Here is a 25,819-nt window from a genome sequence, read left to right as displayed (position 1 = left end):
CCATTTTTTAGTTTTCTCGGTGATTCCCAGGAGATTGGCCTGCTTACGGTGGATCACCGCCACGTTCGATATAGCGAAGCGAAAGGGTCTTTATCAGATGAGCGACTCCATCCCGGGTTCCAAGGGTCCGCTCGACGGCCGGCTGGTGATCGATCTGTCGCATGCCCTGGCCGGCCCGCACGCCGCGATGATGCTCGGCGACCTGGGCGCGCGGGTGATCAAGGTGGAGACGCCGGACTGCGGCGACGAAACCCGCGGCTGGGGGCCGCCGTTCGTCGGCCCGTCGCAGGCGCCGGAGTCCACCTATTTCCTGTCCTGCAATCGCAACAAGGAATCCGTCACCGCCGATCTCGCGAGCGAGGAGGGTCGTGATCTGCTGCGCCGGCTGGTCCGCCGCGCGGACGTACTGGTGGAGAATTTCCGTCCGGGCTCGCTGGACCGGCTCGGTCTTTCGACGAAGCAGTTGCGCGAGTGGAATCCCCGGCTGGTCGTACTGTCGATCAGCGGGTTCGGCCACGACGGTCCGCACGGCGACCGGCCCGGCTACGACCAGATCGCCCAGGGCGAAGCCGGGCTGATGAGTCTGACCGGCCCGCCGGGGACCCCGACCAAGGTGGGCACACCGATCGCGGACCTGCTGGCCGGGATCTTCGGCGTCGTCGGCGTGCTGGCCGCGCTGCTGGAGCGCGGTGCGACCGGACGCGGACAGGTCGTGCGCACCTCGCTCCTGTCCTCCGTCATCGGCATTCACAGTTTCCAGGGAACTCGGTGGACCGTCGCCGGGCAACTGCCGGAAGGCAGCGGCAACCAGCACCCCTCCATCGCTCCCTACGGCCTGTTCCACTGCTCGGACGGCGACATCCAGGTGGCTGCCGGCAGCGAGCAGCTGTGGCGCTCGGTCGCCGCTGTCACCGGGCTGGAGCCGTCCGATCCGCGCTACGCCACCAATGCCGACCGCGTCCGGAACCGCGCCGCGCTGACCGCCGAGCTGGAAACGGCGTTCGCCGGCGACACCTCCGAGGCCTGGATCACCCGGCTGGACGAGGCGGGCGTCCCCGTCGGCCGCGTGCGCGCCCTCGACGAGGTCTACGCCTGGGAACAGACCCGTCAGCAGGGACTGGTCATCGAGGTCGGCCATCCCAGCCTCGGACCCATTAGTCTGCCGGGACCGCCGTGGAGGTTCGAGGACGGCGACAGGGGCCGTGACCGGCACACCGCGCCACCGACGCTGGGCCAGCACGACGCCGCCGTACGCGCCTGGCTGGCACAGGCCGAGGCACACGACGCCGAAGCGGACACCGGCCGCGTCGCACCACGGTACGGGGCTGCCCATGATCCCGGACGATGACCGTTCCGGCCGCGGGCGAGCGGACTCAGCCGTGCCCCCACCGGATCGTCGGCCGAGCCCACCTGCCGCCCCCGCGAACCGTTCCCGAGGACGGTCCCGCATTCCGGTCGACCCGTACATCGCCGCTCTGGCTGGCACTGTCGTGCTGGCCGCGCTTCTGCCGGCCACCGGAGCCGCCGCCGCACCGGTCGGTTCCGCCGCGAACGCCGCGGTCGCCCTGCTGTTCTTCCTCTACGGAGCGAGGCTGTCCACCCGCCAGGCATGGGACGGGTTGAGGCATTGGCGCCTCCACCTCACCATTCTCACGAGCACTTTCGTCCTCTTCCCGCTACTCGGTCTGGCCGCGCGCGGGCTGGTCCCGTACCTGGTCGCGCCACAGCTCTACCCCGGGCTGCTCTACCTGTGTGTACTGCCCACCACCGTGCAGTCCGCCATCGCCTTCACCGCCATCGCCCGCGGCAACGTGCCCGCGGCCATCTGCGCGGGAACGTATTCGAGCCTGCTGGGACTGGTCATCACCCCGCTTCTCGCCGTGGCGCTGCTCGGCTCGGCCGCCGTCTTCTCCGCCGACCGGCTGATCGCCGTGGCCACCCAATTGCTCCTGCCGTTCCTGGCCGGGCATCTCCTGCGGCGGTGGATCGGTCCGTTCGTCGACCGCCGGCCGAGAACCATGGGCCTGGTCGACCGCGGCTCGGTTCTCCTGGTGGTGTACACCGCCTTCAGCCAGGGGATGGCCCAAGGGATCTGGCATCGGGTGACGCTGCCGCGGCTGATCGCGCTGCTGGTGGTCGAAGCGGCCCTGCTGGCGCTGGTGCTGGCCACAACCGGAGCGAGCGCTGCCGCCTTGGGGTTCGCGCGGGACGACCGGATCGCCATCGTCTTTTCCGGGTCGAAGAAGAGCTTGGTCAACGGGCTGCCCATGGCCGCCGTCCTGTTCGGCGCGAAGGCCGGCCTGACGGTCCTGCCGCTCATGCTCTTCCACCAGATGCAGTTGATCGTGTGCGCGGTTATCGCCAAACACTGGTCATCGCGGCATCCCGGCGATTCACCGCACCAGGGAACCGACGCTGCCGCCCTCGTTCCATGACCAGGACAGCGGCCGGCATGGACCGGTAGGAGACGTCACCGCTTTCCTGGACAGGACAGCTCTCGTACGGCCCCTCCGCCCCCGCCCCATGGTGCCTACGGGCCCCGCGCTGCGGTCCACAGCGGAACATCGTGCGCGCAAAAAGCCAGCATGGCTTGTTAGGTAAGCCTAAGTTCAACTAGGGTCTGCTCCGCTTTGCTGTTCCCACGTTGCCCTCTGCCCGGAGCACTCCCATGTCGTCGTCTCAGATCGCCCTGCTCGGTGCCATCGCCGGCTTCACCATCTACCTCGGCCTGCCCATAGGCAGGCTCCGAAACCCTGCACCACGGCTGAGAGCCGGCCTCAACGCGGTCGCCATCGGCATCCTGATCTTCCTGATCTGGGATGTCCTCAGCGCGGCATGGGAGCCCACCGACGCCGCGCTCAGCGACCACCACTGGGGCACTGCGATCAGCGGCGGCGCAGTCCTGGCTGCGGGCCTGGCGCTCGGCCTGGTCGGACTCGTCTACTGGGACCGTTTCATAGCCCGCCGCAAAAGCCCTGCCCTTTCCGAGGGCCCCGGTGCTGCTGCGGTCAGCGAGGTGGTCCAGCCGATGCGCTCCACAGCCGGCAGCCTCGCGCTGATGATCGCCACCGGTATCGGCCTGCACAATTTCGCTGAGGGCCTGGCCATCGGCAACTCCGCCGCCACTGGTGAGATCTCGCTGGCCGTGCTGTTGATCATCGGGTTCGGCCTGCACAACGCCACCGAAGGCTTCGGCATCGTCGCGCCGCTCGCAGCCGAAGGCGAACGCCCGTCCTGGGGCACCCTGGCCCTGCTCGGCCTCATCGGCGGCGGCCCCACCTTCGCCGGCACCCTGGTCGGCCAGCACCTGGTCAACGACACCCTGTCCATCGCCTTCCTGGGACTGGCCGCGGGCTCCATCCTCTACGTCGTCATCGAACTGCTCGCAGTCGCCCGCCGCGCCGCCCTCAAGGAACTCACCACCTGGATGATCCTCCTCGGCCTGCTGCTCGGCTTCGCCACCGACGCGGTGGTCACCGCCGCCGGCGTGTGACCTTCGCCGGTGCTGGCGCTTTTGGGTGAGCGCGGGCTGCGATCCGCCGTACTGGGGTCACGCGGCCGACCAAGCGGCTGGCCAACCGCCAGGTCCGCAGCGCGAGCCCCGCCGAAGCGTCGATCGAGCCGCTGAACGGCATTGGCGTGGCAGCCGACCGATCGCACAGGAGATCCTCATGCCACGCCTGGTGCCGCGCCGCATGCCGCCGTCCTCGGAGCCCATTGAGCGGGCTTTCGCCACCTCCTGGCCGAGTAGGGGTGGTGGAGCCGCCGTCGCCGCCTGCGCGGAAGCTGGCCACAGTTGGGGTTCCCCGTGCTGCGGCTGGCCCAGGACACCATCCGGCTCGCCCGCCGACAACTCCGCCCGGCGGCCGGTCGCGCCCTGTTGGGCCAGATTCAGGGAGTAGCCCCTAGCCTCGGTGTTTGTGCCGAGGCGCGCCAGGTGGCGGCTTCCTCGCGCGCCTGGAGTCCAGCCCGCTGACGAGTTCGAAGCGAATTTTGTTGTGCCCTCGTCGCAAGGAGGCTGTCAGCCGTGCCCCCTCCCTCTCCGCCCGACGCCGCCGCTCCGGCCGGCGCGCCGGCCGATATGATCCTTTCCTCGTCGGCCCGCGGGCCGATCGTCATCTTCTCGGCGAGCATGGGTGCAGGGCACGACGGCGCCGCCGACGAACTCGGCCGCCGGCTCTCCGCGGATGGCTTCGCGGTGGACCGGAGCGACTTCCTCGACGTACTCCCAAGTCGAATCGGCCCCTTGCTGGCCGGCGCATACCACCAGTTGCTGACCCGCGCGCCGAGCGGCTACCAGCGGATCTATCGGGCAACTGAGCATCGTCGCGGCACGGGTCCCGTGGTGCGGGCAGTGCTGCGTAGTGCCGAGGCGGGCGTGTTGCAGGCCATCCCGGCGGACACCGCCGCCGTCGTCTCGACCTATCCAGGCGCGAGTCAGGTCCTGGGGGCACTTCGCCACCGCGGTCTGCTGACCATTCCGGTGGTCACCTACCTCACCGATTTCTCGGTGCACGGGCTGTGGGTCGCCGCGGGTGTCGACATGCACCTGGCCGCCCATCCCGTACCGGCCGCGCAGGCGACGGCACAGGGCGCGGCGGGGGTGCGAACGTGCGGACCAGTGGTCGGCGCCGACTTCCGCCCGCCGACCGGCGGGCAGCGGCAGGCAGCACGGGTGCGTTTCGGCACGACGCTGTTCCGGCCGCCGTACGGCGTGATGACCACGGGAACGCATCTGGCCTGCCGGCGGCTGGGCCTGACTCCGGTGCTGTGGACCGCGTGGGGCGAGGACTGGCGGGCCAGGGCCACCCCGCGCAGCATCCGGGACACCGTGATGCGCGACCTGCGATCGGGGGGCACCGTCCTGCTGCACGATTCCGACTGCACCTCGGCGACCGGCTCCTGGCGCCACACTCTCGCCGCCCTCCCGCTCTTGCTGGAGGCGTGGGATGCCCGCGGCTGGCGGACCGGCCCGCTGCGCGATCACCGACAGGCCTGACTCTACGTCTTGTAGTACGTTGTTTCCGAACCGGCAAACCGGACAGCCCCCACAGGTCAAGGAGCCCGCGCATGCCCCAGGAGACCGGACCCGCCAGCCGCAGAGCACCCGGTGAGCTGGAGAACGAGGTCCTCAGCGCCCTGTGGGCGGTCGGTGCCCCGGTGACCGCCGCCACCGTCCGCGGCAGCCTGACCGGTGACCCCGCGCTCACCACGGTCCTCACCATCCTGTCGCGACTGCACGACAAGGGCCTGGTCATCCGGGAGCCCGTCCGCCGCGGCTACCTCTACTCACCGGCGCGGGACGAGGCCGGGCACGTCGCGGCCGGCATGCGCGCCCTGCTGGAGAAGGGCACCGACCGGGCGGCCGTACTGGCCCGGTTCGTCGCGGAGCTGCCGGTGGAGGACGAGCAGTTGCTGGAGCAGTTGCTGCACGAGCACCTGGAGGACTGAGCGGTGTCCATCAGTTTGTTCGTCCCGTTCGCGGTCAGCGGGGTGCTGGCCCTGGCGGCGCCCTGGGCGGGACTCCGCCTGCCGCCGCGACTGGCGTCGTGGCTGCTGATGGTCGCCTCACTCGTGGCCGCCGGTGGCTGGGCCGCCGCTCTGGCCATGCTGGCCTTCACCCTGATCGGGCGGATTCCCGTGGTCGCCGCCGAAGGGCGCTGGTCGCCGGGCTTCCTCGCCGCCCACACCCCCGTCGCCCCCTATGTCGCCGCGGTGTGCGGGATCGTGCTGGCCGGTTGCCTGGTGACGGGATCGGTGGCCGCCTGGCGGCGAGTGGGCGTCCTGCTCGCCGCCAGGCGGGAAAGCCGCGGTCTGGCCGCGTTCGACGGGATGGCCGTCATCGACGACCCGGCGCCCATCGCCTTCGCGCTGCCCGGCTCACCGGGGAGGGTCGTCGTCTCCTCCGGCATGCTGCGGGCGCTCACCGCCGACGAGCGCCGGGCCCTGCTGGCGCACGAGCGGGCGCATCTGCGCCACCGCCACCACCTGTTCATCCTCTTGTTGCAGGTGACGGCCGCCGTCGACCCGTTGCTGCGCCGGGTGTCCACCGCCGGCGCCTACGCGCTGGAGCGCTGGGCCGACGAGGACGCCGCCACCGCCGTCGCCGACCGACGGCTGGTGGCCCGCGCGGTCGCCCGGGCGGCACTGGCCGGCAAGCAGGTCCCCAGCCCGGCTCTCGGCGTCACCGGCGGCCCGGTGCCGCAGCGCGTCCAAGCGCTGCTTACCCCGCCGCCACCGGTGCCCCGGGGCCTGGTGATCGCGCACGCACTGCTCATGGTCATCTGCTGCGTGAGCCTGGCGCTGTCGGCCCACGACATGGACCGACTGTTCGACGCAGCCGCCCCCCTCCACGCCTCCGTCACAGCGCACTACCGATGACCGGGCCAGCGACACGCCGCCAATCCCCCGCGCCACCAGGTCGGCCGGCAGCATCCTGCGGCCGGGCGGGACCCGACCGGCCGCCGCGGCGGACCGACCGGCGCGCAGATCACCCGGAAGCCGTCGCCGGCTCCGTACACCGCGGGTCGTACCGCGGATCAGCCTGACGGCGCAGCAGGACGGACTCGGGTCCGCCCGCAGACTGTCGCGCGGCGAGGACGCCGCGAGCACGATAAACGCACACCCTCCCACCTGTCCCCACCCTGCCGAGGAATCCTGATGATCGAAGCACATGCCCTGACCAAACGCTACGGCGAGCGCACCGCCGTGGCCGACCTCAGCTTTACTGTGCGGCCGGGCATCGTCACCGGGTTCCTCGGCCCCAACGGCGCGGGCAAATCGACGACGATGCGGATGATTCTCGGCCTGGACGCGCCCACCGCGGGCAGCGTCACGGTCAACGGCAAGCCGTACGCCGAGCACCCCGCGCCGCTGCACGAGGTGGGGGCGATGCTGGAGGCCCGCGCCATCCACACCGGCCGCAGCGCGTTCAACCACCTGCTGGCGCTCGCCGCCACCACAGGTATCCCGCGCCGCCGGGTGGACGAGGTGGTCGACATCGTCGGCCTGCGCGAGGTCGCCCGCAAGCGGGTGGGCGGCTTCTCCCTCGGCATGGGCCAGCGGCTCGGCATCGCCAGCGCGCTGCTGGGCGACCCGGCCACCCTGGTGCTGGACGAGCCGGTCAACGGCCTCGACCCGGAGGGGATCCTCTGGATCCGCAACCTGCTCAAGGACCTGGCCGCCGAAGGCCGCACGGTGCTGCTGTCCTCCCACCTGATGTCCGAGATGGCGCTCACCGCCGAGCACCTGATCGTGATCGGGCGCGGCCGGCTGATCGCCGACACCTCGGTGGCGGAGTTCGTCCGGGACGCCGCCGGCGGCTCAGTGCGGGTCCGCACCGACGACGCCGACGGCCTAATGCGGGAACTCACCGGCCCGGACGTCACCGTGGCATCGCTCGGCGGCGGCGTGCTGGAGGTGACCGGGCTCAGCAGCGACCGGATCGGGCGGATCGCCGCCGACCACGCGATCGCGCTGGCCGAACTCACCCCGCAGCAGGCCTCGCTGGAGGAGGCGTTCATGGAACTCACCAGGGAAGCGGTGGAGTTCCAGGCGCCCACCCGGGACAAGGAAGGACAGCCGGCATGAGCACCCTCACCCCCACCGCCCCGGCCGCCGGGTCCGCCGCGAGCCCCGATGTCCCGCGGGGCCGTGTCACCCAGGCCCGGGTGCTGTACTCGGAGTGGATCAAGCTGCGCACGCTGCGGTCCACCTTCTACACACTGATCGCGGCCGTCGTCGCGCTGGTCGGCTTCGGCGCGCTGTTCTGCGCGGTCACCGCGAACCGCTGGCCGCACATGCACGCCGGCGAGCGGGCGCACTTCGACCCGGCCCTCACCAGCCTGCGCGGCTACTTCCTCGCGCAACTGGCGATCGGCGTGCTCGGCGTCCTGGTCGTCACCGGCGAGTACGCGACCGGCATGATCCGCGCCACCATGTCCGCGGTGCCGCGCCGCCTGCCGGTGCTGTGGGCCAAAGCGGCGCTGTACTCGGCCGTCACCTGGGTACTGATGACCGCCGGCGCCCTGATCGCCTTCCTCGTCGGGCAGGCGCTGCTGTCCTCCCAGCACATCGACACCACGCTGAGCCCACCCGGGGCGACCCGCATGGTGCTCGGGGTCGGCCTCTACCTGACCGTGGTCGGCCTGCTCGGTGTCGCCATCGGCGCGCTGATCCGCAACACCGCCGGCGGCATCGCCACCGTCTTCGGACTGCTGCTCGTCCTGCCGGCGCTGGCCGAGGCGCTGCCCCAGTCGTGGAACAACGCCATCGGCCCCTACCTGCCGAGCAACGCCGGGCAGGCGCTGATCTCGCTGCACCGCGAGGCCCACACGCTGGCACCCTGGACCGGCTTCGGTGTCTTCTGCCTCTACGCGCTGGCCGCGCTGGCCGGCGCCGCCGCGCTGCTCAAGCGCCGCGACGCGTAACTACCGCGCACCGCTCCGCCCTTGGGCGGGAACCCTCCCCGCCCGGGGAGCGTGCCTGCCCAGTCATCACCGGAAGGGGCCCACGGCGCGTACCCGCGGGCACCGTTCGGCTATGCCCCGGGAGTGTCCGTCACCCCGCCCGACGCCACGGCGCCGTCGGCGCCACCGCCGGTGGCACCCTCGAAGTCGAGCAGCCGCCGCAGCATGACCTCGTCGCCCCTTGAGAGGCGGGAGACGAACCGGGCCAGCACGGCGTAGCGGTCAGGACCGCGTTTGTCCAGTTCGTCATGCATGCGGGCGGCGGCCAGCCCGGCGGCGTCGTGCTTCGGGGTGTACGAGTACGCCCGGCCGGCGCGCCCGCGCACCACGCTGCCCTTGCCGTGCAGCCGGGCCAGCACAGTGGCGACCGTGCTGCGGGCCAGGTCGGTGCCGACGGCGCGTTGCACGTCGGCCGGAGTCATCGAAGCGCCGGCCGCCCAGAGGACTTTCAGCACAGCGGCTTCCAGCTCCCCGGAGTGACGGCGCGGGGCGGCTCCGGGCTCAGCCATGTCGGCGTTCTCCTCGTCTATCGTCTACAGTCATGTAGAAGGTCTACATGACTGTAGACGGTCGCGGGTGCGTAGCGGTCCACGCCCTGCCCCATGCCTGCGGAGGTGCTGCTCGCCATGGTTCTCCCGTCCCCCGAACCGGACTCCGGGCCGGGCATGCCGGCGCCGTATCCCGCTACGGCAGACGTCGATCAGCGCGCACCGGGAGCCGGATCGTGATGAGCAGCGCGCCACTGGCGTTCGACGGGAGCCATATCGACGGGGGCCTCTACACCGACACTGTCGATGTCGCCCGGCACTCCCCGCAGGCCCTCGGTCAGGTTGTCGAAGCGTGGTCCACCTACGGTCTGGGCGTCTTCGCGGTCCTTATGCTGATGGCCTGGTGGGGCGCCCGGCGGGGCGACCCAGCGGTGATGGCCCGGGCGCTGGCGGCGCCGCTCATCGTCGCCCTGGTCCTCGCCCTCGACACGGTCCTCAAGTCGCAGGTCCAGGAGGTCCGTCCGTGCCGGACGATTCCCGGCAGTTTCACCCTTGAGGCGTGTCCCGCTGCGGGCGACTGGTCCTTCCCGAGCAACCACACGATCGTCGCCTTCACCGCCGCGGCAGCCCTCTGGGCGACCGACCGCCGGCTGGGCCGGATCGGGGCCGTCGCAGCGGTGGCGATGGGCCTGTCCCGGATATTCGTCGGCGTCCACTATCCGCACGATGTGCTGGCGGCAGCCGTTCTCGGCGTCGCGCTGGGCATCCCGCTGACCCGGCTGTCCGGGCGGGCCGCCCCGCTTATCACCTCGGCGAGGACCGGGCCGCTCCGCCCGCTGGTGGAGGCCCGGTGACGCCGCCTTTGGGGCGTATGGGCCTTCGGGCGATCACCCTGGTTGCCGGTCCAGCGCTTGTCTTCCTGCTGCTCCTGTTCGTGGTCTGGATACGTCATGGCGCCCCCATCGGGGCGGATCTGGCCATCCATCACTGGGTGTTGCGTCACAGGTCGTCCGATCTCACCACGCTTGCCGGTCAGCTGACCTCCACCGGCACCGGTCCGATCCCGTACGTGGCGGCGATGATCGCCGGATGGACCGCCTGCCCCCGCTCGGCCAGGCCCAGGCAGGAGATGCTGGCCGCTGCCGCCGCCGTCGCCGTCCTGCTCACCGGCCAAGGCGTACGGGCGGCCGTGATGTCGGCCCTCGCCCGCCCCCGGCCAGCCGTCGCGGACTGGGCAGCGAACGCCGGCGGTTACGCCTTCCCGTCCGGCCACACCACAACAACGGCTCTCACCGCGGGACTCGTCGCGTGGTCCGCCCTGCGCAGCGGCGCGCCCCAGTTCGCCGTACGGACCTTCCTGGTGATGTGCGCCCTGTGGGCCGTCCTGATCGGCAGCACCCGGGTCTACCTCGGCGTGCACTGGCCCACGGACGTACTCGGCGGCTGGCTGCTCGCCGCCACCTGGCTGGCGCTGACCCTGCCGCTCCTCACCCGGCTCGTCGACCGCATGAGCCCTCACCAGTCTCGGCAGTTCGTCTCGGACGGCCCTGCCCGGCCCGGTTAGATCCAGGCCGCAGGTTGCGGCTACGGTGAAATCTGGTCCGTTCGACTTGCCGCGATGCTCTGCGCCGGCCACGAGCGAACTGCGCGTTCGTCCAACCGCCCTGCCGCATGGTTGCCGCATGGTCCACTGCGGGGGAAGGTAGAAAACCGAAGCGTCCCTCCTGGCTTGGATTGAAAAGGGACGCTGCCGTGCCACACGGGGGGTGGGCCTACGGTTGAGGTGACCCCCGGAGTGTGGACACAGGAGTTCATGCTGCGAGTGAGAGTTTAGCTGTCTTGTGGTGCTGCTGTTCGAACTCTGCCGGGGAGAGGTAGCCCAGCTCGCTGTGGCGCCGTCGGGCGTTGTAGTAGGTGAGCCACTGGAAGATCTCCAGCCTTGCCTGTCGCATCGTCATGAACAGTCTCCCGTACGTCGTTTCTCGCTTCAGTCCCTGCCAGAAACTCTCGACCAGGGCGTTGTCATAGCTCGAGCCGACCTTGCCCATGCTCCTGCGGACGCCGTGCCGGTGGCAGACCTGGGCGAACGCGGCCGATGTGTACTGGGATCCGCGGTCCGCGTGGAAGATCACCCCGGTGACGTCGCCGCCGCGGGCGTCGACGGCGGCCTGGAGTGCGTCGATGACGAGTTCGGCGCGCATGTGTGAGGCCATCGAGTAGCCGAGCACCCGGCGCGAGCGGATATCGATGACGCAGGCGAGGTAGAGCCACGCGGCTCCGACCTGTACGTATGTGATGTCGCCGCACCACTTCTCGTCCTGGGCACCAGCGGTGAAGTCCCGCTGCACCAGGTCCGGCGCCGGTGGCGAGAGCCGGTCCGGGACCGTGGTGCGCTTCTTCTTCCGCAGGTGGCGGCCGACGATGCCGTGCTTGCGCATCAGCCTGGCGACCCGCTTGCGGTTCACCGTGTGGCCGAACCCGCGCAGCTCGGCGTGGACTCGCAGGGCGCCGTAGGTCTCGCGGTGTTCGGTGTAGATCTCGCGGATCTCGTCGACCAGGGCGTCCTCCTGCGCCTGACGCCCGGCCCGCGCGTCGGCGCCGGCGATCCACCGGTAGTAGCCCGAGCGGGAGACTTCCAGCACCCGGCATATCCGCTTGACGCCGAAGATCCCGGCATGGCCGGAGATGAAGTCCCAAGCGGCGGTCTTCACTTCATCTCCCGGGCAAAATAGGCGGCGGCGGATTCAACTGGTCGTCGCAACGCCGCGAGCACGGAGGTGTTGGATGGGACGACCCAGGAAGCTGATGTGGCAGGTGCCGGCCGGGGCGCGACGGCAGTGGGCTGCGGATCGGGCGATGCGGGCGCCGATGCGCTCACCGGGCCGCCCAGAGCCGTCGCGCGCTGTGCAACGGAAGTTCTGGCGTCTGATCGCGTCGGGGGTCACAACGGTCCAGGCCGCCGAGAGGATCGGCGTGTCGGCACCGGTCGGGATCCGGTGGTTTCGACACGCTGGCGGGATGACGCCGCTGAGCCTGGAAGAGCCCACGGGCCGGTACCTTTCGTTCGCTGAGCGTGAGGAGATCGCGCTGCTGCGCGCCCAGGAGCTTGGCGTGCGCGAGATCGCCCGCAGGATCGGACGCGACGCGGGCACGATCTCACGTGAACTGCGCCGAAACGCTGCGACCAGGGGCGGCAAGCCGGTCTACCGGGCCCTGGTGGCGCAGTGGAAAGCGCAGCAGGCCGCGAAGCGTCCGAAGACTGTGAAGCTCGCAGGCAACGACAGGTTGCGCGAGTACGTGCAGGATCGGCTCGCCGGCGGTATCCGTCGACCCGACGGCACGATCGTCACCGGGCCCGGGACGCGCGCCTGTCCTGAACAGATCTCGCACCGGCTTCGTGCCGACTTCCCCGATGATGAGTCCATGCGCATCAGCCACGAAGCGATCTACCAGGCGCTGTTCATCGAAGGCCGTGGCGCGCTCAGGCGGGAACTCGTCGCATGAGATGACCCCCGCGGCGTGGACACACCTGACAATGGATCTTGTTGATCCTGGAAGGTGTAGATCTCTGTGGCACGGCCCTCGAAGTACAGTGCGGAGTTCCGGTCCGACGCGATCGCGTTGTGGCGGGCCTCGGCCGGCAGGCGGACGTTCAAGGACGTCGCGGACGATCTGAACGTCAACCCGGAGACGCTGCGGACCTGGGTGCGCGATGCGGACGCACCGTCGGCCGCCGCTGGCGCGTCCGGCGACGCGGAGGGTGAGCTGGCCCGGCTGCGGGCGGAGAACGCCCGGCTGCTGAAGAACGAGAAGGAATGGCAGCTGGAGCGGGAGATCCTGCGCCGGGCAGCGGTGGACTCAACCCGTCAGCGCAACATCCCAGGTCATGGAGGATGTCGCGTATGGCAAGGTTGGGTCGTCCGGGCATGTCGGACACGCAGAGGCGAGAGTTGTGGGACCGCTGGAAGGCTGGCGAGTCGATCAGCGAGATCTCGCGGGCACTGGGGAGGCCGCCCGGATCGATCTTCACGATCGTCAAGTCCAACGGCGGATATGTTCCACCGGTCCGGCAACGGAGGGCGCTTCAACTGACCCTCCACGAGCGGGAGTCAATCTCGCGTGGTCTCGCTCGTGGCGACTCGATCCGCGAGATAGCCCGCACCCTGGGACGTGCCGCCTCGACCGTCAGCCGAGAGATTGCCCGCAATAAGGGACCCGCCCGCTACCGGGCCGTGGATGCCGAGGACCGCGCCTGGGACCGCGCGCGCCGCCGGCAGCCGTGCTTGCTCGCCTCCAACCGGCCGCTTCGGGACTTCGTGGCTGAGAAGCTTGCCGAAGACTGGTCACCGGAGCAGATCTCCGGCCATCTGGCCAGGGCCTTCGGTGCCGGATCGGGGATGCGGGTGAGCCACGAGACGATCTACAAGTCCTTGTTCATTCAGGCCCGCGGGGTGCTCGCCAAGGAGCTCCAGAAGCATCTGAGGTCCGGCCGGCCGACGCGCCGCAATGTCCACAACACCGTTACCGGGCAGTGGCGTTCGCAGATCAAGGAAGCAGTCTCGATCAGCGAGCGGCCAGCCGAGGCAGACGATCGCGCGATTCCCGGCCACTGGGAGGGTGACCTTCTCCTGGGCCGCGGGCTGACCCAGATTGCCACAGTCGTCGAACGCTCCACCCGCTTCACTGTCCTCGTCCAGCTCGACGGGCGGGACATGGCCACCGTCACCGCGCGGCTGTCCGCCAAGATGCTCGACCTCCCCGTCGACCTCAGGAAGTCGCTGACCTGGGACCGAGGCATGGAGCTGGCCGGACACAAGGACGTCGCCGCCGCGACCGGCCTGAATGTGTACTTCGCCGACCCGCGAAGCCCCTGGCAGCGCGGCACGAACGAGAACACCAACCGCCTGCTGCGTCAGTACATGCCCAAGGGCACCAGCATGGAACACCTGACCCAGGGCGACCTCGACGGGATTGCCTTGAAGCTGAACACACGGCCCCGGAAGACCCTCGACTTCGACACGCCCGCCAATAGGCTGGAGCCCCTGTTGCGCTGACGGGTTGAGTCCACCGCGGCTTTCCGGAGGATCTCGTTGTCCTCCTTCAGCCGGGCGTTCTCCCGCCGCAAGCGCTTGAGCTCTTCCTTCTCATCAGGGGTCATGCCGGACTCATCCCCACCATCCGCCGCTCGGACCCGAGCTTTGTCATCGCGGACCCAGTTGCGCAGGGTCTCCAGATGGATACCCAAGCTGTGGGCGATGTCGGTGAGGGTCCGGTCCTTCGAGGAGCGCACCAGATCCACCGCGTCCCGCTTGAACTCTTCGGGGTAGTTCTTCCGCTTTGCCACCTTGGATCACTTCCCCTGGATGACCAATCATCCAGTGCCCAGGTGTCGGAATTTCGGGGGTCACTCCAGAGTCCCCTCTACCCCCGCCCGCAGATAAGCGGTCGACGAGCCCGCCGGCCGGACCCCGTTGAGCGGATTCCTCCCCCGAGCCGCGTCACTTCCCGCGCCACTCCCCAACGTGCCGGGGGCGGCCAGCCCTTGTCGCGTCATCCCGTAACTCCCGTCATCCCGATGCCGGAGGCATACTGTACGACCACCCTCGCATCCACATCCACGATTCTCTATCGAAAACGCCGCTTCAATAACAAATAGAAGCCACGTCGACACTGGGTCCTTTGTTAATCCATTCTAGACCGAACCTCGGATTTATAGAAATCCAGCCTATCCTCATCGAAATCGATGAATTCCAGAATATCGATAGCGTTCTGCGTATCCCCTGACATCGCCTCCCGGTAAAGTAGCCAGAGCCCCTCCCGCGCAGAATCAATGCACTCTTCTTGCAGATCTCCGTTTCCCGCCTCCACTTCACTTGAGTGAGATTCTCCAGACACAATCCTAAGGAGGGTAACCAGGAAATGTGCGCGAACGAATGCGGGCAGATCCTCCATCAGGGCCGCCATGATCAGGGAAGTCGCCGGGAGTGCGACCTCAAAGAGCATCGACTGAATTTCGACGTGACCATCCAAGCCGTAGTCAACTACGTCTTCAGGAACTTCTGCGTACAGCAGTCGCTTAAAGGTCTCAACCAGGTGGTCCGCAGTATCTCCACATCCGCAACGGTACCCACCCCAGTCGCGACGCTTCAATTCGATTGACACCGCCGACAGAGGCATCAAAGCTCCTAAAATGTTAGCGATCCATGAGAACGCCCGGGACAAAATTTCCCGGATTGAAAATTCTTTGACAAGTGAGACAAATTGGCATTTCTTGCCAAACCTTACCCGAGCCGTCGCCGATGTCGGTTAGAGCCATTGCGCGCGTGAAGAGGATATCAGCCGGATCCCAACCCGTCATCTCTACGACGTTGACTTCAGCACAGTTGCCCGCGCCAGAACAGGAAACGGCTATGTCTCCTGTCGGCACATGTATACCAGCGGTGAATGTGCGAAACTTAGCGGCTCCGCTGGCCGAGTTCCCCACAAGATCGCGGTACTCGTTTGCCTCGGACACTCGGGATTCGAGGTTACTATCCCCTGCCGATTTGTAAAGCTTCAACGTCGGCCGGAATTTTCCCTTGGCCCCGCGGCTTCCCTGCGGTGCCGACCCACTTTTAGGGGCCGCAGTCGCGTTACGCGTCGCGGAGGAAGCTGATCCGGAGTCGGCGGTGTCCTTCGCGGCCGCCGCTGCCGAATCGGCGCCGGCTGAGACCGCTCCGTCCTCCTTCGCCGCTGTTGCGGCGGCTTCGGTGACCACGCCGGCGGCTGCGCTCGCGGTGGCGACTTCGCCGGCGATGATCGCTCCGCCGGCTTCGGCTATGGCACTTGTGGCGCCGCTGATAATCGCGGCGGCCGCGCCGAATTCAGCTGCGCTCCCGACGCCTTCCGCTCCCGCGAGGATGACAGCTCCGCAGACTCCCCATGTGGCAACCGTGCAGGCGACCGCGGAAGCCACGACGGCCGTCGCCACCACCGCCGCGATGACCGGGTGTTCCTTCACGACCGTGGCGACCTTGTGGTAGGCACTCTTCGCCTGGCAGCTCAGGTTCCAGTCAGAGCAGTGGTGATGGTGGTGATGACTACCGCCGCCCCCACCGCTGTTGCCGTTGCTATCGGTGGACGGGGCGGTGGAAGGGTCATTCGCGCCGCAGGAGGCGTCGCAGTCCTCGCTGCCACCGCCGCCAACGGCCGGAGCGAGCATCAGGCCCGAGGGGTCGGCGCCGGTGACGGGGTTGTTCGCGGCGTAGCTGTAGCCGTTGATCTGTTGCGGGTCGGTGAGTTCGAGGACGGGGTCGAGGGAGACGAAGCGGCCGGTGGTGGGGTCGTAGTCGCGGGCGCCGAGGTGGGTCAGGCCGGTGGTGTCGTCCTGGACGCCGCCGACGAAGCCGTGGTCGCCGGACCACGTGGTGTCGGGGTCCTGGCCGCGGGTGTTGCCGAAGGCGTCGGTGCGGCGGAAGACGACGGCCTGGGTGGTGGCGTCGATCTCGGTGGTGGCGGTGTTGTGGGCGTCGTCGAGAGTCCACTGGAGGGGGCCGTCACTGGTGCGTACCGCGATGGTCTGGCCGGCCCAGGTGTAGTAGCGGGTCCCGGTCAGGTCGGTGGTGCTGGTGTCGCCCTTGGGCAGGCGGATCTCGCTGTCGCCTAGGTAGAGGGTGGTGCCACCGTCGTCGCGGGACAGCAGGCGGTCGCCGTCCGCGTCATACAGGTACGACACCGAACTGCCGTCGGCGTTCGACGCCTGGCTGAGATGGCCCTCGTCGTCCCAGGCCAGGGATTGTGAGCCGCCGTCCAACGACCGCGCGGTGCTGTTGCCCGCGGTGTCGTAGCCGTAGGCGTTGTTCTTGTCCGGGCTGCCGGGCTGCTTGGTGGTGGAGCTGGTCAGGGTGTGCGGCTGGGAACCGTCCTGGGCGCCGTACTGGTACGTGGTGGTGGTGTCGGGCGCACTGGCGGTGGTGCCGTGCTGGACGAGGGTCTTGCGGTTGCCGAGCACGTCGTACGTGTAGGTCTGCCAGTACGGCGCCGGGCCGCTGCCCAACGTGGCCGTGGCTGGGCCGGTGCCGCAGGCGTTCGCGGTCGCGTAGGTGTCGGCGGACGTCCAGGCGTCGGTGAGCCGGTCGTGCCCGTCGTAGCGGTAGCACTGGGTGTCGTCGACACCGTCGGCGCGGGCGTCCACCAGTGTGGGGTTGCCGGCGTTGTCGTAGCCGTAGTGGGTGTCCTGGACCACGCCGGCGCCGGTGTCGTCGGTGACCAGTTGGCGGGTGAGGCGTCCGGTGCCGGCTTCGAAGGTGTTGGTCTGCTGGACCCATTTGGCGCTGTCGGAGGACGAGACACCGAGGGTTATCTGCTGGAGTTGGCTGATCGGCGTGTAGGTGGTGTTCTGGACGTAGCCGGTGGCGCCGTTGAGGGTCTTCGGCATGCCCAGCTCGTTGTAGCCGATGATCTGGGACTCCGCCGGCAGACCACCGACGGCGGGGTCGGTGGTGCCCTGGACGGTGCCGTCGAGGTTGTAGGTCGTGGCGGAGGAGTAGGTGCCGGCCAGCGCTGTCTCGCCCGGGGCGTTGGGAATGATGGTGCGGTTCAACGTGGGCCGGTAGAGGCTGTCATAGGCCGCGACCTGGGTGACGTAGGCCAGACCGCCGTTCGCGGTGTTGGAGCCGTTCACGTAGCGGATCGACGAGGTCGGCTGGCCCTTGGCCACCGAGTCGTAGGTCCAGCCCTCTATCTGGTTGGCCTGGGTCTGGTGCTGGGCGTCCGCGTCGTACGCGCCGGTTGCACGGCCGAGCACGTCGTAGGTGTAGCTGATCGTCTTGCCGCGGCTGTCGGTGGTGGACACGGCCTGGTCGAGGTCGTTGTACGCGGTGTCGGTCTCGCCGGCGTCGGGGTCGGTGGTACTGGTCTTGCGGCCCATCAGGTCGTATCCGTACGACCAGACGCTGTTGCCCGCGTCGGTGACCTTGCTCAGGCGGCTCTTGGCGTCATAGGTGTACGTGATCGAGGTGTAGCTGCCACTGGCCGTGCCGTTGTCGTACTGGCGGGTCTCGGTGGTCCGGCCGAGGGTGTCGGTCAGCGTGGTGGTGACCACTCCGCCGTTCGGTGGAATGGTGGTGGTCCGGTCACCGCCGTAGTCGTTGCTGCTAGACCACTCGAACTGGCCCTGGGCGTAGAAGTCCGCCTTGGTGGGGCGGCCGGCGCCGTCGTACGTGGTCAGCGTCTGTGACGGCTCCGCGGACGTGATGTTGGCCAGGGTGCCCGAGGCGGTGGAGGTGTCGAAGTAGTCCGTGTCGGCCTCGACCGCCAGGCCCCGGGAGTCGTACTTGGTCTCGGTGAGAACGCGGCCACCGCCGGGCGCCGCGACCTGGGTCTGGCGCGGCCGCAGCATCGCGTCGTAGATGGCGTAGGTGTAGTCGTAGCTGGTGCCGTCGTTGCGGAGCTTGCCGGTGCGTACGTAGGACGCGGCGGTCTTGAACAGGGCGTAGGTGTAGACGAGGTTGGCCGGCTGGTTCGCCGACTTCGACCGGTTGGCCAGCCAGATTCCGGTGGTGCGGCCCAGCGCGTCGTAGCCGTAGTCGGTGCGCTTGGTGTTGGGGTCGACGACGGAGGTGGGTGTTCCACGGCCGGGGTCGAAGGTCGTGGTGGTGGCGTAGAGTTTCGCGTCTTTGGTGAGCGTCGAGGTGAGTGGTCCGCCGGTGGCGGGCGTGTAGTCGGTACGGGTCGTGTTTCCGGCGGCGTCCGCGACCGTCTGCACCCGGCCCTGTGTGTCGTAAGTGCTGCTGGAGACCGTCTGGTAGACCGGCGTGCTACCGCTGTAGGAGGACAGGCGTTGGCTGGAGGTCTCCTCGCCGATGGTGGGAGTCGCGCCGTAGGCCAGGTAGTCGTACAGGGTGCGGACGTCGGATATGACGTCGTCGGGACGTTTGGTGGTCGCTCCGCAGGCGACGTCGACGGTCTCGACCCGGATGGGCATGGCCCGCAGCCACGTCGTGGTGTTGTCGGCGTAGGTGGTGCGGGTGCACTGCTCGTCGCCGCTGACCGCGTCGTCACCTCCGTCGTCGACCTGGGTGGGCTCGCCGGTGGTCGAGTCGTAGGTCGTGCTCACCGTGGTGGTCCGGGGCAGCCCGGTGGATCGGTCGGTACGGCTGTGCACGGCGGCCGGACGGACGAAGTCGGCGATCGGCGTGGTACCGGTGGTGGTCGGGTGCACCCAGAAGTCCGTGATCGTGCCGGAAACCTCGGCGGAGCCGTTGTAGGTGATCGATTCGCGCACCTGGCCGGCCAGCGCGTCGGTGTCGGCCACCGCGGTGCCGGTGGAGTCGGTGACGGTGGCACTGCGCGGCGTACCACTGGTCTGCTTGTCGCCGTCCATGCCGCGGAAAAACGTACTGACCGTCTTGGTCCGGGTGGACTGATCGTCCCCGGTGGTCACCGTGACGCTGCCGTAACCGCGCCACTCCGACCAGGTCTTGCGCGAGGCCGGCGTGGTCGAGTCATCGCTGTCGTAGTGCCAGGCCGCCGGACCGTTGTAGGTGTAGTCGGTCTCCTTCAGCGGAGCGCCGCCGGTCGGGTCCGACTCGGTGATCTGCTTGACGACGTACTTGTGGAAGTAGTCGGTCTGCGGGCCCGCCGCCAGCGGCGGAGTCCAGATCACCGGGTAGCAGCGCAGCGTGTTGCTGTCCGGGGCGCTGGGCATCGTGGTACCGGCCACGCACTGCGCGTCGGCGTAGATGACCGTGATGGCCGAACCGGTCTCCGTGGTGATCTTGCTGACCCGCCACCTGACCAGCGCGGCGATGTCATCGTGCGAGGTATCCACCCGGTTGTCCTTCTGAACCCCCTCAAAGGTCACCGGAGGCATGGGCAGCATGGTTCCGTCGGCGTTGTAGCCGGTGCGGGTGATCGACTTCAGCCACAGGCTCTCCGATGTGCCGTCGCCGGGATCCACGAAGCTCTGGTCGAGGGCCCAGGAGTCGACGTTGCGGTACCCAGGCGTAGCGAGGCCGGTGTCCCATATCCGGGTGGTGATCCCGGTGAGGCGCCGACGGGAGAAGAAGGTCGGCGAGGGGTTGTTCTTGCAGACGGTTCCCGTGGCGCAGATCTGGTCGAAGGGGACATCGGGCCAGTCCTTGGCCGTCGTGGACGTCAAAGACGCGCAGGTCTCGCCGGTGACGACCAGGCAGCGCTCCGCGGTGGTGAAGCTGACCTGGTCGGGCGCGGTGCCGAAGACCGTGGAGTCGGTGATGCCGTAGTCGATCCGGGTCAGGTAGCCGCCACGGACATAGGACGTGCCGTTGGCGGTCGTCGTGCCGTTCTGGCCGTAGGCGTTGGTCTCCTTGGTGTACCAGTACGACATCGCGTTCTTGTGGGTGTCCACCACATAGTCAAGGTTCCAGCGCCAGGCCTGGGTCAACGCCCGGGACGCGAAGGCGGTGCCGTTGGAGAAGCCAGGCTCACCGCTGTCGTCGCCGTAGACCGGCACCGTCCAGGTGGAATTGGTCTCCGCCTTGCCCGTGGTCCAGCCCGGCAGGCGGTTCTCGCCGAACACGTACTGCGTACCGTTGGGTTCGGTGACGGTCCAGTACTCGCCGTTGTCGTCTCCGTTGGTGGCACCCGTGGAAAGCACCACGCGCTCACCGTTGTCGTCCTTGGGCCGGAAGGTGGTGTTGACGCCGACCGCGCCGACCAGGACCAGCGGTGTCGACTGACCGTTCAGCACCAGGGTGGCGTTGTAACCCGCCCAGCACTCGTCGTACTTCTTCGTCTGCCCGTCGTCGTCACACGAGTCGTAGGAACGCTCGATGTACGAGGTCGGCAGGTCGAAGCCCTCACCGACCATGGATGCCTGGTTGTTGGTCGACGGCAGCCGGCCGTCCACGCTCTGCGAGTCGTAGGCGACGCCCAGTTCAGGTGCGGGGCCACCCGATGCCGGCGGTGCTGACATCGGGTAGGACCAGGAGAAGCCACCGCTGGACCCGCCGGCGCTCCAGGTACCGGACGGCGACAACGACGTTGCCTGGTATGAACCCGCCCCGGACTTGGCGGCCCCCAGCGCGCCCAGCACCGTCACGGCGGTACCGCCCCGCGCCGCCTGCGCCTTCGTGACGGCGGGCAGCGTCGCCGACAAGGTCTGCCGGCTGACGTTGTTGTCCGTGACGAGCGGTGTACGGGTACGGCAGGCCGCCTTGTCCGGAGTGGTCAGCGCGCACGCCGGCAACTCGACCAGAGTCAGCCGGGAGCCGAAGTCGCCGCCGTAGGCGTCGGCGAAACCCGAGTAGTCCAGCGTCACCTTCGCCGGGTCGGCTGCCGTGGCGCCGGTCGGCCGGGTGACGGTCAGCAGCGCCCCATCCACACCGGCGGCGGTCGAGACACCGTGCGTAGCAACCGTGACGGTCGCACCGCCCGTCGGGGCCGCGCCCTTCCCACTGGATGGGGTGAGGGTGGCGTTGGCGGAGGCGGGCCACACCACCGGCTTCTTCAGACGGGCCGCCGCCCGCCGCGCGGCGTCATTCGCCGCGTTGGCGGCATCGACCGGGGCGGCGTGGAAAGGAACCGCCGTTCCCGGTGCGGTCTCCCGCACCTTCACGCTGTGGTGGCCCTGATGGTCGCTCGCCCAAGTCGTCGGCGCCGTACCGAGACCCGTCGCGGTCACCGCCCCCGCTACAACCGCCACGATCCACAGCCTGCGCAGATGCCTACGCCTCTGCCTGGCCGTCCCCGCCCCGAAGCCGCGCATCACTGAACTCCGCATCCTCTAATCGGTACGCGCAATTGGACCTAGCGGTGGTGCTGTCATGCCGGCGAGTGCCCGCTGCAGCCTCAGAGGACCACGGGGGCCTCGTTCACCCACATCTGCGAGACGTCGGTAATCGAGGTCACTCCGGTCCAAATACGGACCTTGGCCACCTGACCCACGGTGGCATCACCGGTCGCACCCGCCGGCGTATGGCCCCTGCCGATCAGCAGAGGTCCGGTCGCCTGCCAGGGCGAAAGCGGGATCTCATGCTCGTTGGGGACGTCACTGCCGGTGCCGTCCTGGAGGTCCCCATTGATATAAAGGAGCACCTGATCGGCGGCGCTGTCGTAGACGCCGGTGAGCAACGTCCAATCACCGGGTTCGACCAGTGCGGCCGCGACGACGTTCTTCGGTGCGGTCACCGTTGTTGCGCTCGTGGTGTCGGCATTTGTGCGGCCGAACACCCAGGCGCCCTGTGACTGTCCGGCGGCCTTCTGGTACCAAAGTCCCCACGTGTCCCGGCTTGTGCCGGCTTGGCTGACAATGCGCATGGTGCGCGGCGAGGCGTCGGTGAAAACCGTGGGGTCAAGTCGGACCCACGCGGAAACGGTGAAGCTGCCGGTGGAGTCGATGATCGGACCACTCGCGGAGGCATATCCGTTTGCGGTGCCGTCCAGGGACAGCACCGGACCCATGCCCATGTCTTCGGTGAAGGTCGCACCCGAGCCGACAGTAGCGACGTGCCCGTACAAGGAGGAATCGGCAGCGGTCGCACTGCCCGTGGAATCGGTCATGCCCCAGGACGCGGCCAGCGCTGGGCGGGCCCTGTTCGTGGCGGGATCCGTCATCGCCTGCAAATCCGCGACCTCCTGAGGTGCCAGGATGCGGTTCCAGATCTGCACTTCATCCACGTTTCCCCGGACGTACTCGCCGAAGGCGCCCTGATAGAGACGGCGGCCGAAGTCGACCGGTCCGGTCGCCTTCCAGGGAGTGGTGAACGACACGTCCTCGGTCGGATCGTTGACTCCATTGACGTAGAGCTTGAGAACCTGAGCCTGCGCGTCGTAAACCCCCAGTAGATGGGTCCAGACGTTGGCGGTCGCAGGTACGCACGTCCGAATGACGACGGGGGCGGCCACGTCGGCGGAGTGCCGGTTGAACGCCCATCCGCATTCGGTGGAGTAGTACAACTGGAACCCGTCTGCGGCAGTTCCGCGTTCCGCCACAAACGTGCTGTTGGCCGCGAGCGAGGTCAGGCGTACCCAGGCCGATACCGAAAAGCTCTTCGAGGTGTCGACGGCCGACGAGGTGGACTGGGCGTCTGCGGTGGTGCCATTGCCCTGGAATGATGTACCCAGACGGGCCGTGTTCGACCAGCCCGCACCACCGGCGAGCGTGGCGTTGTTCCCCCCTACCGTGTCGGCAGCGACAGCTCCGGCCCCTTCATCGAACGACCAGGCATCGACCGCGGGCGCGCCTGGGGCAACCTTGAAGGCGTAGTGGCCGGTCTGTGACGGGGGAGTGGTGTTACCCGCCGCGTCGAAGGTTCCGACGTCGAGTATGTTCAGCCCGCGCTCATTGGGCGCCAGGTTGACGGTGAGGGACGGCGTCCCAGTGGTGAAGGTCTTGGTGAAGGTGGTGCCGTTGAGGATGTAGACGTACTTGACGACATCCGCTGCCCCAGCGGTGATCGTGAAAGAGCCGGGCACTCCGACACCGCCGTAGGGGGTACACGTGTCCTGGTGGTCCTCATCCGCGCACGGCGGATAGGAGGCCGACGTGATCGTGGGCATCGGCGGCGCGGTGGTGTCTATCTTGAAGTAGCAGTAGTGAGTGCTGGTCCAGGCGGAGTAGGTCGAACCGGTGACACCGTTCCAGTTGTAACGGTATTCCGTGCGGGCAACAAATGCATACACCTTTCCGACCGCCAGGGCAGCAGGTGTCCAGGTTCCCGCAGTGCCTGATGTCGTAAAGGCCGATGGACTTCCCGACGTTACAACGCTGTCGGGCGTAGTTGCGATATCGATGACCTCGAAGTTCGGTCGCACGGTGGACTGCGAGCCGTCCGCGGACTCGGGGACAGCCGACAAGGTCGGTGTCGTGTCGCGGATGATCGCAGGATTCTGCAAGGACGTCGCACAGCCGACGTTCGGGCTCGACATCCTCATGCTGACCGGCACACTCGGCTTCGAGACGAAGGTGATCGACAGAGTCGGCACGGTGTCCGCCGGGGAAGCGAACTGCTTCCACGCGATCGGATCGCCCTCGTCCGCCCTCAGCCCCAGCGTCGTGGTCGGCAGCGAAGCGCCGGCGGTGGAGCGGACAGCGGGGGTGGCGTCGAATCCCACGTTGCCGCCTGGGCACGAGGCGGAGTACCCCTTCGCGGCGGGAACGGAGTCCACCTGCGCCTGCCACTTCGGAGGCTTGGACCATGTCGTGGTCGAAGAGATCGCGCTTGTCCGCCAGAGGTCAACATTTTTCTGCGTGCAGTTGGCGGACCAGATCTCCTCCGCGGTGAACGTCGCGCCGAGGATGGTCTTACCGGCGAGGGCGTGGGTGTCGAACTGGTAGAGCGACTCCACCTTCTTGTTGTCGATATACGCGTCGTAGCCGACGCCCAGCGCGTGGGTGGTCTTCCAGAACGATGTCGTGCTCTCGTTCGACCACAGAGCCGTCCACCCGGTCAGCGAGTAGTTGTTCGTGGGAGGGTCGAGCACGACCGGGTACACGGTTGCCGGGTCCGAGAGGAAGTCCTGGTCCGGTGTGATCGTCATGACCGAACCATCGACGGACACCCCCATCGCCGTGGTCTTCGAACCGGGCGCCGGCACCTGCTTGGCATCCACCGGCGCCGTCGGCTCATCCGCGGATGAAGCGGCCGGCACCCGCTGTCCCGCCTCAGGAACGACCGGGGCCGGAGCACTGTCCCACTGAACCGCCGAACCACTGGAGAAGACCGCCCGTCCAGTGCCGTCCACCAACGCGACTCCCCCGGTCGGCAGTTCCCGCACCGCCAGCCCCTGCACCGCGATGGGAAAGCGCAGGGTGGCCAGTTGCGGATTCTGGGCCGCGGAACGGGACTTGACCACGACGTTCTCGGTGAATCCGTCCGGCACCGCAGAGACCACCAGGTCCACGCCCGGCAGCACTGACGCGTAGGTCGCAGTCGAACCCGACAGGGTCGGTATCGGCAGCGTCCACGGAGCCGAAATGCTGTAGGACTTCCCGTCACGGGTCACCGACGCCAGCGGTGTCGTCGCGCCACCATCGGAGAAGGCGACATCCACCGCAGCTGCCTTCGGGCGGAGCAGGTTCTCCGACGCAGATTGGAGAGTGGTGTCCAGCGGTACCCATCCGCTGCCCTGCCGCGCACGCACCGGTGTGGTGTCAGCGTCGAGCGTGAACGTCCCGTCCGGCTGTGCGACGACCCGCTCGGTCGGCGTCGTGTCCGCCGTCACCTCGACCGGACTGTCCGAATCGGCTGCCATCTTGGACGCGGCGGCTTCAGGCGACAGGTCGGCAGCCGAACTGCTGCTGGTCTGGCTGTTCGAGCTGCTCGAACTGTCCGCCACGGCGACATGCGCCCCCACCCCCAGCATGGGCTGCGCCAGCAACACGGCAGCGGCGAGCCACGCCACATGCGCAGGCAAACGCCCGCCCCCCACGATCCGCATCTCTACGTCCCCACCCCAGATATGACTCACGGTGATCGGAGGTCACCGCGATGCATGCGAGGACGATCATGGCAGCCCGTTCACCAAGAATGAGTCATCAAATAACCATGAGATGTTCAACCAGTGTCATTTTAAATCAAGGATTGCCGACAAATTGTCCGACTATGAGAGATTTATACAACAAAACAATACCGGTCTCATACATGAACATATATGGACCGATGCCTAGTCACCCACCGATAGGCTGCCCATGCCGAAAATCGCCCTCCGCACACGTGAGCGCGGGGCAGCTGCCAATCGGGAAGATTCCCGAGCTATCCAGAAGTGACGGGTCCTGCCGACGGAGGCGAGCCGATCGGCACACCCCTCCTGCCAGCGGAGATGGACGCAACAAACCTGCCGTTGCCGACAGTGTGCGGATCTACGGCTTCGATCCGCTGAATGGCCATCGCTGGACGCATG

At 68.2% G+C, this 25,819-nt stretch carries 15 protein-coding genes and 4 pseudogenes; 13 read left to right on the top strand and 6 right to left on the bottom strand.

The genetic code is table 11. The annotated features are described in order from the left end of the window. Positions 1-97 precede the first annotated feature (97 nt). From OG519_RS19680 to OG519_RS19645, 8 genes are all read left to right on the top strand, one after another. Positions 98-1,348: a CaiB/BaiF CoA transferase family protein gene (locus OG519_RS19680; protein ID WP_405585509.1), complete on the top strand. Its 1,251-nt coding sequence runs from the start codon at positions 98-100 to the stop codon at positions 1,346-1,348. Beyond that, on the top strand, positions 1,332-2,435 hold the full coding sequence (locus OG519_RS19675; protein WP_405585506.1) for a bile acid:sodium symporter family protein: 1,104 nt from the start codon (positions 1,332-1,334) through the stop codon (positions 2,433-2,435). The genes OG519_RS19680 and OG519_RS19675 overlap by 17 nt, the downstream gene beginning before the upstream one ends. 233 nt (positions 2,436-2,668) lie before the next feature. Beyond that, on the top strand, positions 2,669-3,493 hold the full coding sequence (locus tag OG519_RS19670; protein ID WP_405585503.1) for a ZIP family metal transporter: 825 nt from the start codon (positions 2,669-2,671) through the stop codon (positions 3,491-3,493). 534 nt (positions 3,494-4,027) lie between these two features. Further along, positions 4,028-4,999 carry an MGDG synthase family glycosyltransferase gene (locus OG519_RS19665; RefSeq protein ID WP_405585500.1) on the top strand — a complete coding sequence of 324 codons (972 nt, stop codon included), beginning with the start codon at positions 4,028-4,030 and terminating at the stop codon, positions 4,997-4,999. Between the two features lie 71 nt (positions 5,000-5,070). Further along, positions 5,071-5,451 carry a BlaI/MecI/CopY family transcriptional regulator gene (locus OG519_RS19660; RefSeq protein WP_405585497.1) on the top strand — a complete coding sequence of 127 codons (381 nt, stop codon included), beginning with the start codon at positions 5,071-5,073 and terminating at the stop codon, positions 5,449-5,451. Positions 5,452-5,454: 3 nt separating this feature from the next. After that, the gene (locus tag OG519_RS19655; RefSeq protein WP_405585494.1) at positions 5,455-6,381 is read left to right on the top strand and encodes a M56 family metallopeptidase; all 927 of its coding nucleotides are present in this window, start codon (positions 5,455-5,457) and stop codon (positions 6,379-6,381) included. A 279-nt stretch (positions 6,382-6,660) separates the two neighbouring features. Further along, positions 6,661-7,590, top strand: a complete 930-nt coding sequence (locus tag OG519_RS19650) for an ATP-binding cassette domain-containing protein (RefSeq protein ID WP_405585491.1) — start codon at positions 6,661-6,663, stop codon at positions 7,588-7,590. Continuing rightward, entirely contained in the window at positions 7,587-8,429 is an 843-nt protein-coding gene (locus OG519_RS19645; RefSeq protein ID WP_405585488.1) for an ABC transporter permease, read from the top strand. Before OG519_RS19650 ends, OG519_RS19645 begins: the two co-directional genes overlap by 4 nt. A gap of 110 nt (positions 8,430-8,539) precedes the next feature. Here OG519_RS19645 and OG519_RS19640 read toward each other — a convergent pair whose 3' ends face one another. Further along, entirely contained in the window at positions 8,540-8,977 is a 438-nt protein-coding gene (locus tag OG519_RS19640) for a BlaI/MecI/CopY family transcriptional regulator (RefSeq protein ID WP_405585485.1), read from the bottom strand. A gap of 218 nt (positions 8,978-9,195) precedes the next feature. On the opposite strand from OG519_RS19640, the gene OG519_RS19635 reads away from it, so the two are divergent. Beyond that, positions 9,196-9,810 (top strand): phosphatase PAP2 family protein, encoded by a 615-nt coding sequence (locus OG519_RS19635; protein WP_405585482.1) that lies wholly within the window; start codon positions 9,196-9,198, stop codon positions 9,808-9,810. Then, complete coding sequence (locus tag OG519_RS19630) at positions 9,807-10,520, top strand: phosphatase PAP2 family protein (RefSeq protein ID WP_405585479.1); 714 nt, start codon at positions 9,807-9,809, stop codon at positions 10,518-10,520. The genes OG519_RS19635 and OG519_RS19630 overlap by 4 nt, the downstream gene beginning before the upstream one ends. 247 nt (positions 10,521-10,767) lie before the next feature. On the opposite strand, the pseudogene OG519_RS19625 reads toward OG519_RS19630, so the two are convergent. Beyond that, positions 10,768-11,691: pseudogene (locus tag OG519_RS19625) on the bottom strand (IS3 family transposase); the annotation flags it as partial. Between the two features lie 283 nt (positions 11,692-11,974). On the opposite strand from OG519_RS19625, the pseudogene OG519_RS19620 reads away from it, so the two are divergent. From OG519_RS19620 to OG519_RS19610, 3 genes and pseudogenes are all read left to right on the top strand, one after another. Next, positions 11,975-12,457: pseudogene (locus OG519_RS19620) on the top strand (transposase); the annotation flags it as partial. A 69-nt stretch (positions 12,458-12,526) separates the two neighbouring features. After that, positions 12,527-12,742 (top strand): annotated as a pseudogene (locus OG519_RS19615) (transposase); the annotation flags it as partial. Positions 12,743-12,858: 116 nt separating this feature from the next. Further along, positions 12,859-14,010 (top strand): IS30 family transposase, encoded by a 1,152-nt coding sequence (locus OG519_RS19610; RefSeq protein ID WP_405585476.1) that lies wholly within the window; start codon positions 12,859-12,861, stop codon positions 14,008-14,010. A gap of 53 nt (positions 14,011-14,063) precedes the next feature. Here the strand turns inward: OG519_RS19610 and OG519_RS19605 are convergent. The 4 genes and pseudogenes from OG519_RS19605 to OG519_RS19590 all read right to left on the bottom strand — a co-directional run. Then, positions 14,064-14,300, bottom strand: a pseudogene (locus tag OG519_RS19605) (transposase); the annotation flags it as partial. A 338-nt stretch (positions 14,301-14,638) separates the two neighbouring features. Further along, on the bottom strand, positions 14,639-15,133 hold the full coding sequence (locus OG519_RS19600; RefSeq protein ID WP_405585474.1) for a hypothetical protein: 495 nt from the start codon (positions 15,131-15,133) through the stop codon (positions 14,639-14,641). Between the two features lie 16 nt (positions 15,134-15,149). Further along, entirely contained in the window at positions 15,150-21,620 is a 6,471-nt protein-coding gene (locus OG519_RS19595) for an RHS repeat-associated core domain-containing protein (protein WP_405585472.1), read from the bottom strand. Between the two features lie 146 nt (positions 21,621-21,766). After that, entirely contained in the window at positions 21,767-25,357 is a 3,591-nt protein-coding gene (locus tag OG519_RS19590; RefSeq protein ID WP_405585469.1) for a LamG-like jellyroll fold domain-containing protein, read from the bottom strand. Positions 25,358-25,819 lie beyond the last annotated feature (462 nt).

This window comes from Streptomyces sp. NBC_01190 (assembly GCF_045039895.1).
Classification (GTDB): Bacteria; Actinomycetota; Actinomycetes; order Streptomycetales; family Streptomycetaceae; genus Actinacidiphila.
The sequence above is the reverse complement of the archived record's forward strand: the minus strand, read 5'-3'. Positions and strand labels throughout refer to the sequence as shown.

What these genes read in the sequence shown, in the direction of transcription:
- OG519_RS19680 (WP_405585509.1), top strand. Translation starts at nt 98, where the DNA reads ATGAGCGACTCCATCCCGGGTTCCAAGGGTCCGCTCGACGGCCGGCTG.
- OG519_RS19675 (WP_405585506.1), top strand. Translation starts at nt 1,332, where the DNA reads ATGATCCCGGACGATGACCGTTCCGGCCGCGGGCGAGCGGACTCAGCC.
- OG519_RS19670 (WP_405585503.1), top strand. Translation starts at nt 2,669, where the DNA reads ATGTCGTCGTCTCAGATCGCCCTGCTCGGTGCCATCGCCGGCTTCACC.
- OG519_RS19660 (WP_405585497.1), top strand. Translation starts at nt 5,071, where the DNA reads ATGCCCCAGGAGACCGGACCCGCCAGCCGCAGAGCACCCGGTGAGCTG.
- OG519_RS19650 (WP_405585491.1), top strand. Translation starts at nt 6,661, where the DNA reads ATGATCGAAGCACATGCCCTGACCAAACGCTACGGCGAGCGCACCGCC.
- OG519_RS19645 (WP_405585488.1), top strand. Translation starts at nt 7,587, where the DNA reads ATGAGCACCCTCACCCCCACCGCCCCGGCCGCCGGGTCCGCCGCGAGC.
- OG519_RS19640 (WP_405585485.1), bottom strand. Translation starts at nt 8,977, where the DNA reads ATGGCTGAGCCCGGAGCCGCCCCGCGCCGTCACTCCGGGGAGCTGGAA.
- OG519_RS19635 (WP_405585482.1), top strand. Translation starts at nt 9,196, where the DNA reads ATGAGCAGCGCGCCACTGGCGTTCGACGGGAGCCATATCGACGGGGGC.
- OG519_RS19610 (WP_405585476.1), top strand. Translation starts at nt 12,859, where the DNA reads ATGGCAAGGTTGGGTCGTCCGGGCATGTCGGACACGCAGAGGCGAGAG.
- OG519_RS19600 (WP_405585474.1), bottom strand. Translation starts at nt 15,133, where the DNA reads ATGCCTCTGTCGGCGGTGTCAATCGAATTGAAGCGTCGCGACTGGGGT.
- OG519_RS19590 (WP_405585469.1), bottom strand. Translation starts at nt 25,357, where the DNA reads ATGCGGATCGTGGGGGGCGGGCGTTTGCCTGCGCATGTGGCGTGGCTC.